This is a genomic window from Curtobacterium sp. 1310, assembly GCF_017834105.1.
Lineage (GTDB): Bacteria > Actinomycetota > Actinomycetes > Actinomycetales > Microbacteriaceae > Curtobacterium.
This window is the reverse complement of record NZ_JAFICY010000004.1, coordinates 23,014-39,101: the sequence shown is the minus strand read 5'-3', so window position 1 is coordinate 39,101 and position 16,088 is coordinate 23,014. Positions and strand designations below refer to the sequence as shown.

15 protein-coding genes are annotated in these 16,088 nt (G+C 73.5%); 9 read left to right on the top strand and 6 right to left on the bottom strand.

The window, feature by feature from the left end; all coding sequences use genetic code 11:
- Nucleotides 1–37: 37 nt before the first annotated feature.
- Complete coding sequence (locus JOD95_RS10880; protein WP_066655482.1) at nucleotides 38–694, bottom strand: histidine phosphatase family protein; 657 nt, start codon at nucleotides 692–694, stop codon at nucleotides 38–40.
- Between the two features lie 27 nt (nucleotides 695–721).
- Nucleotides 722–844, bottom strand: coding sequence for a type B 50S ribosomal protein L36 (ykgO, locus tag JOD95_RS10875; RefSeq protein ID WP_058743312.1), 123 nt, complete (start codon nucleotides 842–844; stop codon nucleotides 722–724).
- 59 nt (nucleotides 845–903) lie between these two features.
- Between ykgO and JOD95_RS10870 the strand changes: the two genes are divergently transcribed.
- Nucleotides 904–1,941 carry a GTP-binding protein gene (locus tag JOD95_RS10870; RefSeq protein ID WP_209684967.1) on the top strand — a complete coding sequence of 346 codons (1,038 nt, stop codon included), beginning with the start codon at nucleotides 904–906 and terminating at the stop codon, nucleotides 1,939–1,941.
- A 225-nt stretch (nucleotides 1,942–2,166) separates the two neighbouring features.
- Here JOD95_RS10870 and JOD95_RS10865 read toward each other — a convergent pair whose 3' ends face one another.
- On the bottom strand, nucleotides 2,167–3,669 hold the full coding sequence (locus JOD95_RS10865; RefSeq protein ID WP_209684966.1) for an MFS transporter: 1,503 nt from the start codon (nucleotides 3,667–3,669) through the stop codon (nucleotides 2,167–2,169).
- A 189-nt stretch (nucleotides 3,670–3,858) separates the two neighbouring features.
- Between JOD95_RS10865 and JOD95_RS10860 the strand changes: the two genes are divergently transcribed.
- Entirely contained in the window at nucleotides 3,859–4,395 is a 537-nt protein-coding gene (locus JOD95_RS10860) for a DinB family protein (RefSeq protein ID WP_066655496.1), read from the top strand.
- 135 nt (nucleotides 4,396–4,530) lie between these two features.
- Here the strand turns inward: JOD95_RS10860 and JOD95_RS10855 are convergent, their stop codons facing one another.
- Nucleotides 4,531–5,496, bottom strand: coding sequence for a sugar-binding transcriptional regulator (locus JOD95_RS10855; RefSeq protein WP_209684965.1), 966 nt, complete (start codon nucleotides 5,494–5,496; stop codon nucleotides 4,531–4,533).
- A 52-nt stretch (nucleotides 5,497–5,548) separates the two neighbouring features.
- Nucleotides 5,549–6,367: a GolD/DthD family dehydrogenase gene (locus JOD95_RS10850; protein ID WP_209684964.1), complete on the bottom strand. Its 819-nt coding sequence runs from the start codon at nucleotides 6,365–6,367 to the stop codon at nucleotides 5,549–5,551.
- Nucleotides 6,368–6,509: 142 nt separating this feature from the next.
- On the opposite strand from JOD95_RS10850, the gene JOD95_RS10845 reads away from it, so the two are divergent.
- The 4 genes from JOD95_RS10845 to JOD95_RS10830 all read left to right on the top strand — a co-directional run bounded on the left by JOD95_RS10845 (nucleotide 6,510) and on the right by JOD95_RS10830 (nucleotide 11,463).
- The gene (locus JOD95_RS10845; RefSeq protein WP_209684963.1) at nucleotides 6,510–7,685 is read left to right on the top strand and encodes a zinc-binding dehydrogenase; all 1,176 of its coding nucleotides are present in this window, start codon (nucleotides 6,510–6,512) and stop codon (nucleotides 7,683–7,685) included.
- Nucleotides 7,686–7,704: 19 nt separating this feature from the next.
- Entirely contained in the window at nucleotides 7,705–9,030 is a 1,326-nt protein-coding gene (locus JOD95_RS10840) for an MFS transporter (protein WP_209684962.1), read from the top strand.
- Nucleotides 9,031–9,184: 154 nt separating this feature from the next.
- Nucleotides 9,185–10,924, top strand: coding sequence for a dihydroxyacetone kinase family protein (locus JOD95_RS10835; RefSeq protein WP_209684961.1), 1,740 nt, complete (start codon nucleotides 9,185–9,187; stop codon nucleotides 10,922–10,924).
- Entirely contained in the window at nucleotides 10,921–11,463 is a 543-nt protein-coding gene (locus JOD95_RS10830) for a ribose-5-phosphate isomerase (protein WP_209684960.1), read from the top strand. Before JOD95_RS10835 ends, JOD95_RS10830 begins: the two co-directional genes overlap by 4 nt.
- Here JOD95_RS10830 and JOD95_RS10825 read toward each other — a convergent pair.
- Nucleotides 11,361–13,016, bottom strand: coding sequence for an FGGY-family carbohydrate kinase (locus JOD95_RS10825; protein ID WP_209684959.1), 1,656 nt, complete (start codon nucleotides 13,014–13,016; stop codon nucleotides 11,361–11,363). The two genes, JOD95_RS10830 and JOD95_RS10825, sit on opposite strands and share 103 nt — an antisense overlap.
- Nucleotides 13,017–13,166: 150 nt before the next feature.
- On the opposite strand from JOD95_RS10825, the gene JOD95_RS10820 reads away from it, so the two are divergent.
- Genes JOD95_RS10820 through JOD95_RS10810 form a run of 3 tightly spaced genes read left to right on the top strand, consistent with a single transcriptional unit; the run spans nucleotide 13,167 to nucleotide 16,052 of the window.
- Nucleotides 13,167–14,237 carry a sigma-E factor regulatory protein RseB domain-containing protein gene (locus JOD95_RS10820; RefSeq protein ID WP_081985322.1) on the top strand — a complete coding sequence of 357 codons (1,071 nt, stop codon included), beginning with the start codon at nucleotides 13,167–13,169 and terminating at the stop codon, nucleotides 14,235–14,237.
- Complete coding sequence (locus JOD95_RS10815; RefSeq protein WP_066655518.1) at nucleotides 14,234–15,223, top strand: ABC transporter ATP-binding protein; 990 nt, start codon at nucleotides 14,234–14,236, stop codon at nucleotides 15,221–15,223. Before JOD95_RS10820 ends, JOD95_RS10815 begins: the two co-directional genes overlap by 4 nt.
- The gene (locus JOD95_RS10810; RefSeq protein ID WP_209684958.1) at nucleotides 15,210–16,052 is read left to right on the top strand and encodes an ABC transporter permease; all 843 of its coding nucleotides are present in this window, start codon (nucleotides 15,210–15,212) and stop codon (nucleotides 16,050–16,052) included. Before JOD95_RS10815 ends, JOD95_RS10810 begins: the two co-directional genes overlap by 14 nt.
- Nucleotides 16,053–16,088: the final 36 nt, after the last annotated feature.

Sequence of the window (16,088 nt, the reverse complement as noted above, 5' to 3'; positions counted from 1 at the left end):
TTGAGTCGACGCCGGCGTCTCGGGCGCGGCTCGGCCGTCAGAACGCGTCGCCGGTGGGGTCCTGCGCCGTCCGGTCGATGAGGTCCTCGCCACCGACTGGCTCGCCCTCCCAGTCGACCAGGCGCCAGCCGTCCTCGAAGGACCCCTCGACCTCGACGATCCCGGTGTTCTCGAGGTGCCGCTTCGTGCCGAACTCGTCCGGGGTGTTCTGCGCGACCGCGCTGGCCCAGGTGCGGATCGCCGCGCCGTGGCTGAACGCAGCCGCGACCTCGACCCCGGTCGCGAGGATCTGCCGCACGGCGTCGTCGTAGCGCGCGAAGAAGTCATCGCCGCTCTCGGCACCGGGCATCCGGCCCGCGCGGTCCCCCGCCGACCAGCCGTGCACGGTCGAGATGTAGAGCTGCACCGAGGTCCGGTCGTGCTTGCCCTGCAGGTCGCCCGCCTCGATCTCACGGAGCCCCGGCAGCACGACGGGTTCGAGCCCGAGCGCGGCAGCGAGGGGCGCGGCGGTGTGCTGCGTCCGGACCATGGACGAGACGAAGAGCCGCTCGATCCCGCGGTCGGCCAGGGCCGCGGGCAGCGCGTCCGCCTGCTGCTGCCCGAGCTCGGTGAGCCCGGGCCCGGGCACCTCGGCGTCGAGGACACCGTTCACGTTCGCGGGGGTCTGGCCGTGCCGGATGAGCAGGAGTCGCATGACCCCACCCTACGGACGGCCGGTGACCTACCCCTGGCGGGCCTTCCAGCGCGGGTCGCGCTTGTTGATGACGTACACGCGACCGCGGCGACGCACGATCTGCGAGCCGGGGATCTTCTTGAGCGCCTTGAGCGAGTTGCGGACCTTCACGGGGTCTCCTTCCTGCACCGGCTCCTTGTTGAGAACGGTTGTCATGTAGGGTACTCGACATGCGCCCCGCAGCAACCACCCTCGTCACCGCCCTGCACGATGCCGACGCCGTCCGTGTCGCCGGCAGGATCAGCAGCGGCCACCGCATGCACGTCGCCGGCAACGCCCTCGCCGCGGCTCGGGGCATCGCCGCGCGGCGCGACCAGCTCGACCGCGTGTGCGGACCCGACGCCGACCACGACCTCGTCGTGACGCTGGCGCCCGAGGTCGACGTCCGCGCGGTCGGCATGATGCTCGCGAACGCCGCGCGCTCGGAGACCGGGGACGACCGGATCCTGCGCCACGTGGTCGCCGTGCTCCGCGCGGACGACGTGGCCCACCTGCTCTGGTCCGACGTGGACGACGCCTTCGTCGCGGCCGAGCGGGTGGTCTCCGTCGTCGAGTACGCCACGGTGATCGCGCTCGACCGGGTCGAGCCGCTGTCCGGGCGACGACGTCGCGCCCTCGTGTCCCTCCTCCACCGCATGGCACCGCACGCGGTGATCGTCGCCGCGCCCGCCGTGCGCAGCGCCCTCGACCTGCCGGCGTCCAACGGCGGCGCAGCACGGCTGCTGGCCTCGGGGGCCGGGTGGATGCGCGCCCTGTCGTCCGACTCCGGCCGGACCGACACCGGGCGCGGTCCGCGGGACGACCTGGTGACCGTGCGGTACCGGGAGCCCCTGCCGTTCCACCCGGGGCGGCTCGCCGACGTCATCGCCGACGACCTCGCGGCGGGGGCGAACGGCCGGGTGCTGCGCTCGAAGGGCTTCTTCCGACTGGCGTCCCGGCCGGACCACGTCGGCTCGTGGTCGAGCTTCGGCGCGATGCTGGCGCTCGACCCGACCGCGAACCGGTCGTGGGACGAGGACGCACCGGTCGGTCAGGCGATCTGGTTCGTCGGCGAGCGCCTCGACGTGCACGCCGTCGAACGCGCGCTGGACGGTGCGCTCCTCACCCCGGCGGAACTGCTCGCCGGGCCCGACGTGTGGCGTCGGTGGCCGGACCCGTTCCCGGTGTGGCCGGCGCTCGACCCGTCGCACGAGCACCGGCACGACTGAGCACCGCGGACGGCCGCCGGCGCGGGCGCCGGCGGCGGCACCGACGGCGGGGCACTGCTCGCCAGGGACGTGGGAACGCCCGGAGACGCGGGTGACGCGCGAACCGCGACGTTGCACGCGTCGATCGACACGTGCAACGTCGCGAACCTGGCACCTGGAACCGCGCGTCGGGCGCCGCGCGCCGCCCCGGGCCCCGGTCACCCGGCGCCGGTCAGCCGCACACCGTCAGCGCTCGGCGGCTGCTTCCGCCCGGTCCTGCGCCGCGAACGGCAGGTCCCCCAGGTCGAGGTTCGGGTTCGTGTCCTGCGTGAGCACGAGCTCGCGGGCCTCGTCCTCGGACTCCACCGCGGGCATCGACCCCGGCAACGGGCGCTGCGACGACTCCCGCATGCAGAACACACCGACCGCTCCGACGACGCTCATCGCGACGAGGAAGTACGCGGGCGCCAGCTGGTCCCCCGTGGCCGTCAGGAGCGCCTGCACGATGAGCGGCGTCGTCCCGCCGAACACCGCGATGGCGATGTTGTAGGCGAAGCCCATGCCGCCGTACCGCGTCGACGTCGGGAAGAGCGCCGGCAGCGACGCTGCCTGGTTCGACACCCACAGCGCGGTCATCAGCGCCAGCAGCCCGAGCCCGGCGAGGGTCGACCACTGCGCGCCGTGCCCGATGAGCAGGAAGGCGGGGACGGCGAGCACGACGGTCGTCCCGGCGCCGATCCACATCACGGTGCGGCGACCGATCCGGTCGGACAGCCGTCCGGCGACCGGCAGCATCACGGCGAGCAGCACGAGCACGGGGATGGTGAGCAGCGTGCCGTCGATCGCGGAGTAGCCGAGCGAGTCGGTGAGGTACGTCGGCATGTACGAGGTCAGCGCGTAGCCGACCGTGTTCGATGCGCCGACGAGCATGATCGCGATGACGATGGGGCGCCAGTGGTCGCGCACCATGACGAGCACGTTCGCCGGTCGGCCGCCCGCTGCGGCCTCGCGGTCCGACGCGGCGGCCTCCTGCGCGGCCTGGGTCGCCTGGAACACCGGCGACTCCTCGATGCGCAGGCGGAACCAGATCGCGACGACGCCGATCACGCCGGCGAGCAGGAACGGCAGGCGCCAGCCCCAGGCGGTCATCGTCTCCTCGCCCAGCGTCACCTGCAGCACGGTCACCACGGTCGCACCGAGCGCGAAGCCCATGTAGCTGCCGAAGTCGAGGATGCTCGCGAAGAAGCCGCGCCGACGGTCCGGGGCGTACTCGGTCACGAACGTGGTGGCCCCGGCGTACTCACCACCGGTCGAGAACCCCTGCGCGAGCTTCAGCACGACGAGCACCACCGGAGCGACCGCACCGATGGTCGACCACGCCGGCAGGACCCCGATGAGGAAGGTCGACGACGCCATCAGGATCAGCGTCGTGGCGAGCACCTTCTGACGTCCGAGCCGGTCCCCCAGCCGCCCGAACACGATCCCGCCGAGGGGCCGCGCGACGTAGGTCGCCGCGAACACCCCGAGACTGAACAGGATCTGCACCGACGGTTCGGCCGTGGGCAGGAACACCCGGCCCATCGTGACCGCCAGGTAGCCGTAGACCCCGACGTCGTACCACTCCATCGTGTTGCCGACGACCATGCCGCTGACGGCCCGGCGCATCATGCTCCGGTCGACCACCGTGACGTCGCTGACGCGCAGACGTCGGGGTGGTCGGGTGCTGGTACTGCTGGGGTCGGAACCCATTCGCGATCTCCTCGTGGTGGGGCGGGCCGGTCGGTACCGGCCCGGGACAGCCAGCAACGCTAGGGAGCACGAGGCCGGGCACTGCCACGGGATTCACAGGGAACGGCGTGTCACCCGGACGGGGGTCCCGCCCGATCCGCATGCCCGTGCCGATGGGGCGCGAGGTCACGAGCCGGTAACGTCTGCCCCATGGCGATCCGACCGGACACGAAGAACTGGACCTGGGTGATCGGCGCGGCGTGCCCCGAGTGCGGCTTCGACGGCGCAGCCCTCGCCTTCCGCGACGTCCCTGCCGTGATCACGGAGAACACGGCGGCCTGGCCGGAGCAGCTCGCCCGTCCGGACGTCCGGCAGCGCCCGGACGACCACACGTGGTCGCCGCTCGAGTACGGCGCACACGTCCGCGACGTCCACCGGAAGATGACCGAACGCCTCCGCCTCGTGCTCTCCGAGGACGGCCCGGCCTTCGCGAACTGGGACCAGGACGCCACCGCCGTCGAGGAGCGGTACGGCGAGCAGGACCCGGCGGTCGTCTCCCGCGACCTGACCGAGGCGGCTCGCGACGCCGCGGCCGCGTTCGCCGCGGTACCGGACGACGCCCTCGGGCGGACGGGCCGGCGGTCGGACGGCAGCGTCTTCACGGTCGCGACCCTCGCGACCTACTACGCGCACGACCCGGTGCACCACCTGTGGGACGTCCGCAGGACCGCCCGCACGACCGACTGACGGTCGGGACACGGGACGGACGGGAGGCGCGGCACCGGCCCGCACCGCGCCTCCCGTCCGTCGACGGTGCCGTCCCGACGGCGGGCGGCACGCGCACGGGCGACGCGGCCGAGGGTGCCGCTGTGCGCGGCCGGGTCAGGCGAGCGCGTCGAGCAGGGCGCGCGCGGTCGCGGCGTCGCTCACCAGCTCGTTGACCATGCCGGCGCGGACCGCGCCGACGATGCTCGGCACCTTCGCCGCCCCCACGGCCACACCGACCGCGTGCGGGACGCCGGCCAGGACGTCGCGCGAGGTCCGGACCATGCGCTCGCTGCCGGGGAACTCGATCGGCGAGCCGTCCGCGGCGAAGAAGTTGAGGCAGACGTCACCGGCGGCCTGGTCGAACACGGCGTCCTCGACCGGGATCCCCCGTGCCAGCGCGTCGCGGGTCGGGGTCGGTGCGCCGACGCCGAGGATCGCACCCTTGGCCCGCCCCCACAGCCCGACCACGTGCTGGAAGGCGGGGTCCTCGTCGAGGGTGGCGCGCATCGCGGCGGACGGCAGGGCCTGCGCGAAGAGGAACGCCGGGATCGCACCGGAGTGCTCGGCAGCGGTCCGCGTGATCTCGTTCGTCTGGAACCAGGGCATCGGGTCCGCCTGGCCGCCCACCGTCGGGACGATCTGGACCCCGGCCAGCGGCGGCATCCCGGCGTGTGCGACGTCGTACACGGTGCGACCGGAGGACATCAGCACGGCGTCGCCGGGCGTGAGCCCCATGCCCTCGACCGCGGTCGCGATGGGGGCGGCCAGGTCGGCGCCGAGCGTCGCCTGGTGCGTCACGGCGGCCAGGTGCACGGCTCGGAGTCCGAGCACGACCTGCAGGCGCTCGGCCAGTGCGACGGTCTCGTCCTGGAAGGGGTCCACGACGTCGATCCGGACGAGTCCGGCGCGGCGGGCCTCGGCGACGAGACGGCTGACCGTGGGACGGGAGACCCCCAGGCGCGACGCGATCTCGACCTGGGTGGCGTCCTCGAGGTAGTACATCCGCGCCGCCTGGTACACGGTGTCGAGCGGGAAGCGGGCCCGGGCCCCCTCGGCGCCGGTGGTGCTCTCGGAGGACATGCTGCGGACCCTTCGGATCGGTCGGACACTCGGATCGTAGTCCGACCGGGGGTCACCGGATCGTGAACCCGCCGTCCACGCGCAGGTCGGCGCCGTTCACCATCGCGGCACCGTCGCTCGCCAGGAACAGCACCGCGGCGGCGATCTCGGCGGGGGTGGCGAAGCGACCGGTCGGGATCTCGTCCTGGTGGCGGAGCCCCGCCTCGTTCGCCCAGGCCGCCCGGCCGAGGTCGGTGAGCACGACGGTCGGCGAGACGGTGTTGACCGTGACCCCGCGTCCGCCCCACTCGAGTGCGAGCACCCGGGTCAGCCCGAGGACGCCGGCCTTCGACGCGCAGTACGCCGCGTGCCGGTCGAGGCCGACGTGTGCCGCCTGCGATGCGATGTTCACGATCCGACCGCTGCCCGCCGCGAGCATGTGCCGCCCGACCGCCTGCGCCAGCCGGAAGGTCCCGGTCAGGTTGACGTCGAGCGTGCGCGCCCACGCGCCGCCGTCCAGGTCCTCCGCTGCGTCGAGCGCGACGATGCCGGCGCAGTTCACCAGCACCTCGATCGACCCGGCGGCGTCGACGACCTGCTGGACCGCCGCCGAGACGGAGGCGTCGTCCGTGACGTCGCAGGCGAGCCCGAGGTGCGCACCGGTGGGGACGTCGGGCAGCCCGGCGGCTGCAGCGGCCGAGGCGTCCGTCCGGACGTCGACGATCGCGACCCGGGCCCCGCGCGACGCGAAGGCGTGGGCGATCGCGTTGCCGATGCCGGACGCCCCACCCGTGACGACCGCCGTGCGGCCCGTCAGGTCGTTCGTCAGGTCGACGGCGTCGGGGCCCGGTCGGAGTGCGGCGGCGAGGTCGGTCTCGGTGGCGGTGGTCATGGTCGCTCCCTTGCGATGCGCGGTCGTGGTGTCGGAACGATAGCAGAAATTGTGTTCTGGACATCTGTTCCCGACCGTGTACAGTCGTCGCCGAACCATCGGAACGGGCACACCGCCCGGCTGACCAACGGAGGACCAGCTCATGTCGACGACGACGACCGAGACCCCGGCGCAGGGCGACGCGCACCGCGAGATCCCGACCACGATGCGTGCCGTGGTGGTCCACGGTCCGGGCGACTACCGACTCGAGGAGCGTCCGGTCCCGCAGCCCGGACCCGGTGAGCTCCTGCTCCGCACCGACGCCGTCGGCATCTGCGCGAGCGACCTGAAGTGCTACCACGGCGCGGCGAAGTTCTGGGGCGACGAGAACCGCCCGGCATGGGCGGAAGCCGACCGGATCCCCGGCCACGAGTTCGTCGGGACGATCGTCGCCGGCGCCGACGATGCGCTCGCGAAGCGCGGTGTGGCACTCGGCGACCGCATCGCCTGCGAGCAGATCGTGCCGTGCTGGGAGTGCCGCTACTGCCTCGAGGGCGCCTACTGGATGTGCAACGTCCACGACATGTTCGGCTTCAAGGGCTTCGACGGCGCGATGGCCGAGTACGTGCTCGTGCCGAGCGGGGCTCTGACGCACCCGGTGGACCGCGCGCTGCCGGGCCAGGTCGCTGCCTTCGCGGAGCCCCTCTCCTGCGCCTTCCACGCCGTCGAGCGCGGCGACATCCGGTTCGGCGACACGGTCGTCATCGCCGGCGCCGGTCCGATCGGTCTCTCCGCGATCGCCGGCGCCCGCCAGAAGAACCCGCTGCGGATCATCGCGCTCGACGTCGTCGACGAGAAGCTCGCGCTCGCCCGCAAGGTCGGTGCCGACCTGACGATCAACATCGCGCACGAGGACGCCGTCGCCCGGGTGAAGGAGCTCACCGACGGCTACGGTGCCGACGTCTACATCGAGGCCACCGGCCACCCGTCCGCGGTACCGCAGGGCCTGAACCTGCTCCGCAAGCTCGGCACGTTCGTCGAGTACTCGGTCTTCAAGGACGCCGTCTCCGTCGACTGGTCGATCATCTCCGACGACAAGGAGCTCGACGTCCGCGGGGCACACCTCGGTCCGCACACCTGGCCGGCGGCGATCAAGCTGCTCGAGTCCGGCACGCTGCCGATGGACGAGATCTGCACGCACCAGTTCCCGCTCGAGGACTTCCAGCAGGCACTGGACCTGGTCGGCGACTCCGCCGGTGCGTCCGTCAAGGTGTCCATCATCCCGTCGCTGTCCGCACCGACCACGTCCGCGCCGACCACGTCCGCCGCGCGGGCCTGACACCCGAGGAGTCCCCGCGATGTCGACGACGACCGCGCGCACCACCGCCTCCACGCCCCCCGCCGGCCGGTCCGAGGGCCGGCTGGACCGGATGGGGATCCCCCGTCCGCTCGCCCTCGGCTTCGTCGCCGTGCTGGTCTTCATGACCGGCAACGGCGTCGAGTCGAACTTCATCACCCCGCACATGGTCGCGGTGCTCGGCAGCCCCGAGGCCACCGTGGCGACGATCGTGACGTTCTACAGCCTCGCCGCCCTGATCGGCAGCTACGTCTCCGGCGCCCTGTCCGACCTGGTCGGTCCGCGCCGGGTGATGATCCTCGGCTTCGCCGTCTGGGTCGTCTTCGAGGTGCTGTTCCTGCTGGCCCTGGAGGTGCAGAGCGTGCCGTTCGCCGCCGTCGCGTACGCCCTGCGCGGCTTCGGCTACCCGCTGTTCGCGTTCGCCTTCCTGGTGTGGGTGAACATCACGACGCCGGTGGAGCGCAACGGCTCGGCCGTCGGCTGGTTCTACGTCGCCTTCACCGGTGGGCTGCCGACCCTCGGCTCGCTGTTCGCCATCGGGGCGATCCCGGTGTTCGGCGGCGGCACGGTCGGCGAGGCGGGCGCGATGGTCGCATCGATCGGCCTCGTGGTCGTGGGCTTCCTGATCATGCTGTTCGGCGTCCGCCTGCCCAACGGCTTCACGCGGATCGCACCCGCCGGTGAGAGCGCCTGGCGCGTGATGACGAGCGGGATCCGCCTCACCGCCACCCGGCCGAAGATCCTGATGGGCTTCCTCGTCCGCCTCATCAACACCGCGCCCGAGTTCGGCATGTTCGTCGTGCTGCCCGCGATCATCGCGAACGACCGCGGGTGGGGCCAGAGCCGCTGGCTGCTCATGACCGTCTGCGTCTACGCGACGAACATCCTGGTCAACGCCCTGTTCGGATGGGTCGGCGACCGGATCGGTTGGCAGCGCACGGTGAAGTGGTTCGGCATCGTGGGCTCGGCGACCGGGCTCGTCGCCTGGTGGTACGTGCCGCAGCTCGTGCCCGCGGGCTCCGACTGGGGCTACGTGCTCTCGGTCGTCGCCGGCTGCGTGTTCGGCTGCCTGCTCGCCGGCTTCGTCCCGATGGGCGCGATCATGCCCGCGCTCGCCCCGGAGCACAAGGGTGCCGCGATGGCGATGTACACCACCGCTGCCGGTGGCGCGGCGTTCCTCGGCACCGGCGTCGTCGCCGCGGTCTTCGCGCTCGGCGGCGGCGGCCAGGCGGTGACCTGGACCTTCGTCGGCCTCTACGCCTGCGCCTTCGTGATGATCCACTTCCTCGACGTGCCCCAGGGACGCCCGCACCGCGGCACCCGCTGAGGCCCGCCGAGCCGATCCCGGGCGGCGGTGGCCGTCCCGCCGCCGCCCGGTCCCCGACCCGTCCCCTCCGACCCGACCGACGCACCCGGTCGTCCGACCCGATCCTGACCCCATCCACCGGACCCCGGTCCACCGCACGACAGGAACGCACGCCATGACCACGATCCACGACGACCCCGAGGACTTCGCCGACGACCAGCTGGCCGGCTGGCTCGCCCTGTACGCCGACCGGGTACGCGGCGTGCACGGCGGGGTGGTCGCCCTCCCGACCGAGGGCGCCGACCGGCAGGTCGCCGTCGTGGTCGGCGGCGGATCCGGGCACTACCCCGCGTTCTGCGGCGTCGTCGGCCCCGGCTTCGCCACCGGCGCCGTCGTCGGCAACGTCTTCACCTCGCCGTCCGCGGCCCAGGTGTACTCGGTGGCCAAGGCCGCCGACCAGGGCCGCGGCGTCGTGCTGTCGTTCGGCAACTACGCCGGTGACACGATGAACTTCGGCCTCGCCGCCGAGCGCCTGCGCGCCGAGGGCATCGACACGCGCATCGTCGTGGTCACCGACGACGTCGCGAGCGCCGACGAGGTCGCGCAGCGGCGGGGCATCGCCGGCGACTTCTCGGTGTTCAAGGCGATGGGTGCCGCCGCGGCGGCGGGACTCGACCTGGACGAGGTGGAGCGCGTCGGCACCGCGGCGAACGCCGCCACCAGGACGATCGGAGTCGCGTTCTCGGGCTGCACCATGCCCGGCGCCACCGAACCGCTCTTCTCCGTCCCGGACGGACACCTCGGCCTCGGCCTCGGCATCCACGGTGAGCCGGGCATCCGGGACGTCCCGGTGCTGCCCGCGCGGGAGCTCGCCGCACTGCTCGTCGAGCGGCTGGTCGCAGAACGCCCCGAGGGCGCCGGGCCGCGGGTCGCACCGATCCTCAACGGCCTGGGCGACACCAAGTACGAGGAGCTCTTCCTGCTCTGGGGCCGCGTGCTGCCGCTCCTCGAGGACGCCGGGCTCGAGGTCGTCGAGCCCGAGGTCGGCGAGCTCGTCACCAGCCTCGACATGGGCGGCTGCTCGCTCACGCTGCAGTTCCTCGACGACGAGCTCGAACAGTACTGGCGCGCGGACGCCTACACGCCGGCGTACCGCAAGGTCGCCGCTCCGGTCGCGGCGCTCGTGCCGGCCGACGCGGTGGCCGAGGCCGAGGCGGAGGCGACCGTCGTGCCGGACGCGACCGAGGCCTCCCGGCGGGCAGCCGAGACCGCCCGCACAGCCGTGGTGGCGATGGACGCGCTGCTCCGCGAGCACGAGGAGACCCTCGGGCGCATCGACGCGGTCGCCGGCGACGGCGACCACGGGCGCGGCATGGTCAAGGGTGTCTCGGCGGCTCGCCGGTCCGTCGAGCAGACCGACCCGGCCGCGGGTGTCGCCTTCGTGCTCGGTCGGGCGGGTGACGCCTGGGCGGCGTCCGCCGGCGGGACGTCCGGTGTGCTCTGGGGCGCGGCCCTCGAGGCCTTCGGTCGTGCCCTCGGCGACGACCGGGAGACGTACGGTCCGGCCGACGTCGTGGCTGCCGCGCAGGCGTTCGCGGACTCGATCGTCCACCTGGGCGGCGCGGCCCGCGGCGACAAGACGCTGCTCGATGCACTGCTGCCCTTCGTCGACCAGCTGCGGTCCTCGGTCGACGACGGCGCCGACCTGCCGGCGGCCTGGCGGACGGCAGCGCGGGTCGCCGTCGAGCAGGCGGAGGCCACGGCGGACCTGCGGCCGAAGGTCGGGCGGGCCCGACCCCTGGCCGAGAAGAGCGTGGGGACGCCCGATGCGGGCGCCACCTCGATGGGGATGGTCCTCACACGGATCGGCGAGGTGCTCGCCGACCGCGCACGACGCGAAGGAGTGGACGCATGACGCTACGACTGTTGGTGGGCTCGGACGACGCGGGCTTCGACTACAAGGAGGTCATCAAGCGGGACCTCGAGGCCGACGACCGCGTGGCCAGCGTGGTCGACGTGGGCGTGGACGCGGACGGCCACACGGCGTACCCGCACGTCGCCGTCGACGCCGCCCGGATGATCGCGGACGGCGAGGCCGACCGGGCGATCCTGGTCTGCGGCACCGGGCTCGGCGTCGCGATCAGCGCGAACAAGGTCCCCGGCATCCGGGCCGTCACGGCGCACGACTCGTTCAGCGTCGAGCGGTCGGTGCTGTCGAACGACGCCCAGGTGCTCTGCATGGGCCAGCGGGTCGTCGGCATCGAGGTCGCCCGGCGGATGGCGAAGGAGTGGCTCGGGTACACGTTCGACCCGTCGAGCGCGAGCGCGGAGAAGGTCGCCGCGATCTGCGGCTACGACGGCTCCGCGCCCGTCGGCACCGACGCCGGAGGCGCAGCCGGCACCGACGCCGGAGGCGCAGCCGGCACCGACGCCGGGGTCACCGCCACCGCGTGACCTGACGCCGGTCGCCCCCTCGGGACCGCCAGCGCACCCGCCGGACCGGCTGGTGCGGTGGCGGTCCCGTCGTCGCGCTGGCGGCGCGCCAACCGGTGCACGACCGGCACGGTCGCCTCGTAGAGCTCCCGGTAGTCCCGGTACCCGAGGTCGTACCGCTCGGAGGCCACCGGATCCGGTTCGATGACGACCGCCGGCGGGTTCCAGGCGCGGATGTCGACGCGGTCCGCGCCGTCGACGAGCAGCGCGGCCAGGTACGCCGTGCCGAAGCACGCCCCCGTGGTGACGGACGGGATGGTCTGCGGGAGCCCCGTGACGTCCGACACGATCTCCGGCCACAGTCGTCCGAGCACCCCGCCGCCGGCGCCGACGAGTTCGTGCACGTCGATGCCGGCCCCGCCCAGCACCTCGAGGTTGTGGCGGACCGCGTAGGCCGTCCCCTCGAGCGTCGCGCGGTAGAGGTCACCACGCGTGTGCCGGACCGTCAGCCCGGCGACCACTCCGCGGGCGTCCGGGTCCGCGATCGGGGTCCGCTCCCCGGCGAAGTAGGGCAGGACGAGCAGTCCCCCGGCGCCCGGACCGGCGGCCCGCGCCTCGGCGAGGAGTGCTGCGCGGTCGCCGTCGACGAGCCGCCGGAGCCAGTCGGTGACGGCGCCGGAGGTCGCGGTGCCCCCCGCGACGCAGGGCTGCCCAGGGCGGGTCCCGACCGTGGTCCACAGACCCGGGACCGACGTCGGTCGGTCGGTGGGCGCGATGAGGAACATCGTCGAGCCGTACTGCAGGAACACCCGCCCCGGCGCGGGGACGCCGGAGCTGACCCCCTCGGCCCACGCGTCGATGGTCCCCGCGATCACCGGGATCCCGGCCGGGAGGCCCGTGGCTGCGGCCGCGGCGGCCGTCACGTCACCGGCCCGCTCGCCGGGCCAGAGCAGCCGCGGCATCCGCAGACCGGGCGCGAGCCGCGCGCACCAGTCGTCGATCCAGCGCTCGGCGTGGACGTCGTACAGCGGGGTCGTCTGGCTGGCCGAGTGGTGGTCGAGGACGTACTCGCCGGTGAGCTGCTCGACGATCCGCGACGAGGGCATCGTGAACCGTCCGGCACGACGCCACGTGTCGGGTTCGTTCCGGGCGAGCCACGCGAGCTTCACCCCGGCGGCCTGTGTGCTGAGCCCGCTGCCGCACCGGGCACGGACGGCGTCGTCACCGCCGAGCTCCGCCGCGACCTCGTCGAGCATGTCCGCCGTGCGGGTGTCGACCCCGTAGAGGATCGCGGGCCGCAGCGGCCGTCCGTCCTGGTCCGACAGCAGGACGCACGGACCGATGCCGCTGACCCCGACCGCCTCGACCCGCGCGTGCGGGACCCGCGCGAGCAGCTCGGTCGTCAGGTCCACGAACTCGGCCCACCAGGCGTCGCCGTCCATCTCGACCCGCCCCTCGACGGGGCGGTCGACGCTGTGCTCCCGGCAGCCCTCGGCGAGCACCCTGCCGTCGAACCCGGCCAGCAGCGCCTTCGTGCTCGAGGTACCGATGTCCAGTCCGAGGACCGCGCGCATGCCGTCTCCTTCGCCGCCGTGTCGTCCCGTCGCCGGGCGGACCGATCCTACGAGTGCCGGGCACCGGGACGACAGCCGCGGACGCCCAGCCGACTGTCGGCAGCCCGACGTACGGTGCTCGCGACCCACCGCTCCACCGAAGGGGACACGATGCAGAAGTCAGCCTGGCTGCCCGCCGCGATCGCGCCGGTCGTCGTCGCCGGCGTCATCGCCGCGCCGGTGATCGCGAACGCCGCTGCCGAACCGGTGGCGGGCTCGGACCCCACCGCGGCCGAGGTCCTCGCGAGCATCGCGGGGTCCCGGGACGCCCAGTACTCCGGCACGCTCGCGCAGACGAGCGACCTCGGGCTGCCGGAGCTCCCCTCGGGCAGCGGCGGCTCCTCGCTCGAGGGCGACGCGTCCGACGTGCTCGGACTGCTCACCGCCGCGCACACCGCGCGGGTGTACGTCGGTGGCGAGGACGAACAGCGCTTCCAGCTGACCCAGCAGCTCGCGGAACAGGACGTGGTCCGGAACGGGTCCGACGTGTGGACCTGGGACTCGAAGGAGCGCACTGCGGTGCACCTGACGCTCCCCGCGGACGCCGACGCCCCCACCGCCGGCGCGACCACGCCGGCGCAGGCGGCCGAGCGTGCGGTCGACGCGATCACCCCGAGCACCCGGGTGTCCGACCCGACGACGGTCCGCGTCGCCGGACACGACGCATGGCAGGTCACCCTGACGCCGAGGTCCGACGACACCCTGGTCGGTTCGGTCCGGCTCGCCGTCGACCAGCAGACCGGGCTGCCCCTGCGCGTCACCGTGACCGCAGCCGGGCAGCAGGACCCGGCGTTCCAGGTCGGGTTCACGAGCCTCGACTACGGCGCGCCCGACGCTCGACTGTTCGACTTCACCCCGCCGTCCGGCGCCGAGGTCACGACGAAGGACCTCTCGGACGCCCACCGGCACGGGCAGGGCGGTCGGGCGCACGGCGACGACCGGAGCGGCGTCGGACCGACGGTGACCGGCTCCGGGTGGGACAGCGTCGTGGAGCTGCCCGCCGGCGACACCGCCGGACCGGGTCGGGACTCCGACGCCTCGGCGCTCCTCGACCAGGTGACGAAGCCCGTCGACGGCGGCCGCGCACTGCAGACGTCGCTCGTGTCGGTCTACCTGGCGGACGACGGCCGGGTGTTCGCCGGCGCCGTCCCGGTGTCCGCGCTGGTCACCGCCGCCAAGTGACGACAGCCCCGCAGCCGGACCGGGCAGCGACGGAGCCCGGCCGGTCCGTTCCCGACCTCGCGATCCGGACGCAGTCGCTCGTCAAGGTGTTCCGCCGGCAGCGCGCCGTGGACGGCATCGACCTGGCCGTCCCGCGCGGATCGGTCTTCGGGTTCCTCGGACCCAACGGCTCCGGCAAGACCACCACCATCCGGATGCTCCTCGGCCTGTCGGCGGCGACGAGCGGCACGATCGAGGTGCTCGGTCGTGCGGTACCGGGCGCGTTGCAGGAGGTCCTCCCCCGCGTCGGCGCGCTGGTCGAGGGTCCGGCCGCCTACCCGTACCTGTCCGGTCGGGCGAACCTGCAGCGGTTCGACGCGGCGGACCCGACCTCCGACCCGCGCACCCGCCACGACCGTGTCGCGACGGCGCTCGACCGCGTCGGGCTCGGCCACGCCGCCGACAAGAAGGCACACGCCTACTCGCTCGGCATGAAGCAACGCCTCGGCCTGGCGGGCGCACTGCTCGCGCCGCGTGACCTCCTCGTGCTCGACGAGCCGACGAACGGCCTCGACCCGCAGGGGACCCGCGAGGTCCGCAACCTCATCCGCTCGCTGGCCGACGACGGCACCACGGTCTTCGTGTCGAGCCACCTGCTCGCCGAGATCGAGCAGGTCTGCACGCACGCCGCGGTGATGCGGAGCGGGCGCCTCGTGGCGCAGGGGTCCCTCGACGAGCTCCGGGCGACGGGCGGACGGACCCTGACCGTCCGGACCCCCGACGTGGGCGAGGCCTCGGCGGTGCTCGTGCGGTTGGGGCTCTCCCCGCGTCGGGACACCGGTGCGGACGTCCTGGTCGCCGACCTGCCCGACGACGTCCTGCCCGAGACCGTCACGGCCGACCTCGTCCGTGCCGACGTCCGGGTCCGGGGCGTCGCGGTGGGCGGCGGCACCCTCGAGGACCTGTTCGTCGCGCTCACCGGAGAGGGGTTCGATGTCGCAGCCTGAGCCCGTCCGCCGTCCCGTCCGCCCCTTCGCCCTGCTCGGGTCGGAGCTCGCGCTGCTGTTCCGGCGCCGCCGGACCTGGGCGATGCTCGGTGCCCTCGCCCTGGTCCCGGTGCTCATCGCGATCGCGGTGCGCCTGACCACCGACGGTGACTCCGGTGGTCCCGCGTTCCTCGGGGACATCACGAACAACGGCCTCTTCGTCGCGTTCACCGCGCTCACCGTGTCGATCCCGCTGTTCCTGCCCCTGACCGTGGGGGTCGTGTCGGGGGACACGGTCGCGGGCGAGGCGTCGCACGGCACGATCCGCTACCTGCTGGTGGCCCCGACCGGCCGCCTGCGGTTCATCCTGGTCAAGTACGCCGCCACGGTCGCGTTCTGCCTGGCCGCGACGCTCCTCGTCGTGCTCGTCGGCGCGGCGATCGGCGCACTGCTCTTCCCGATCGGCCCGGTGACCCTGCTGTCGGGGACGCAGGTCGGCGGCTGGTCGTACGCCGGCCGCGCACTGCTCCTCGCGCTGTACGTGGCCCTCTCGATGCTGGGGCTGGCCGCGATCGGGCTCTTCGCCTCGACGCTGACGACGGTGCCGGTCGGGGCGATGGCCGCGACGGTCGTGCTCGCCGGGGTGTCGCAGGTGCTCGACCAGCTCCCGCAGCTCGACCGGCTGCACCCGTTCCTGTTCTCGCACCTGTGGCTCGGCTTCGGCGACCTGCTCCGCGACCCGATCGCGTTCGACTCCTTCGGGGCGAACGCGCTGCTGCAGCTCGGCTGGGTGGCCGTGTTCGGTGCGCTGGCGTACGGACGGTTCGCGACGAAGGACGTCCTCAGCTAGCCGACGCACGCTCTCCCGCGCACGCATCGGGCCCGG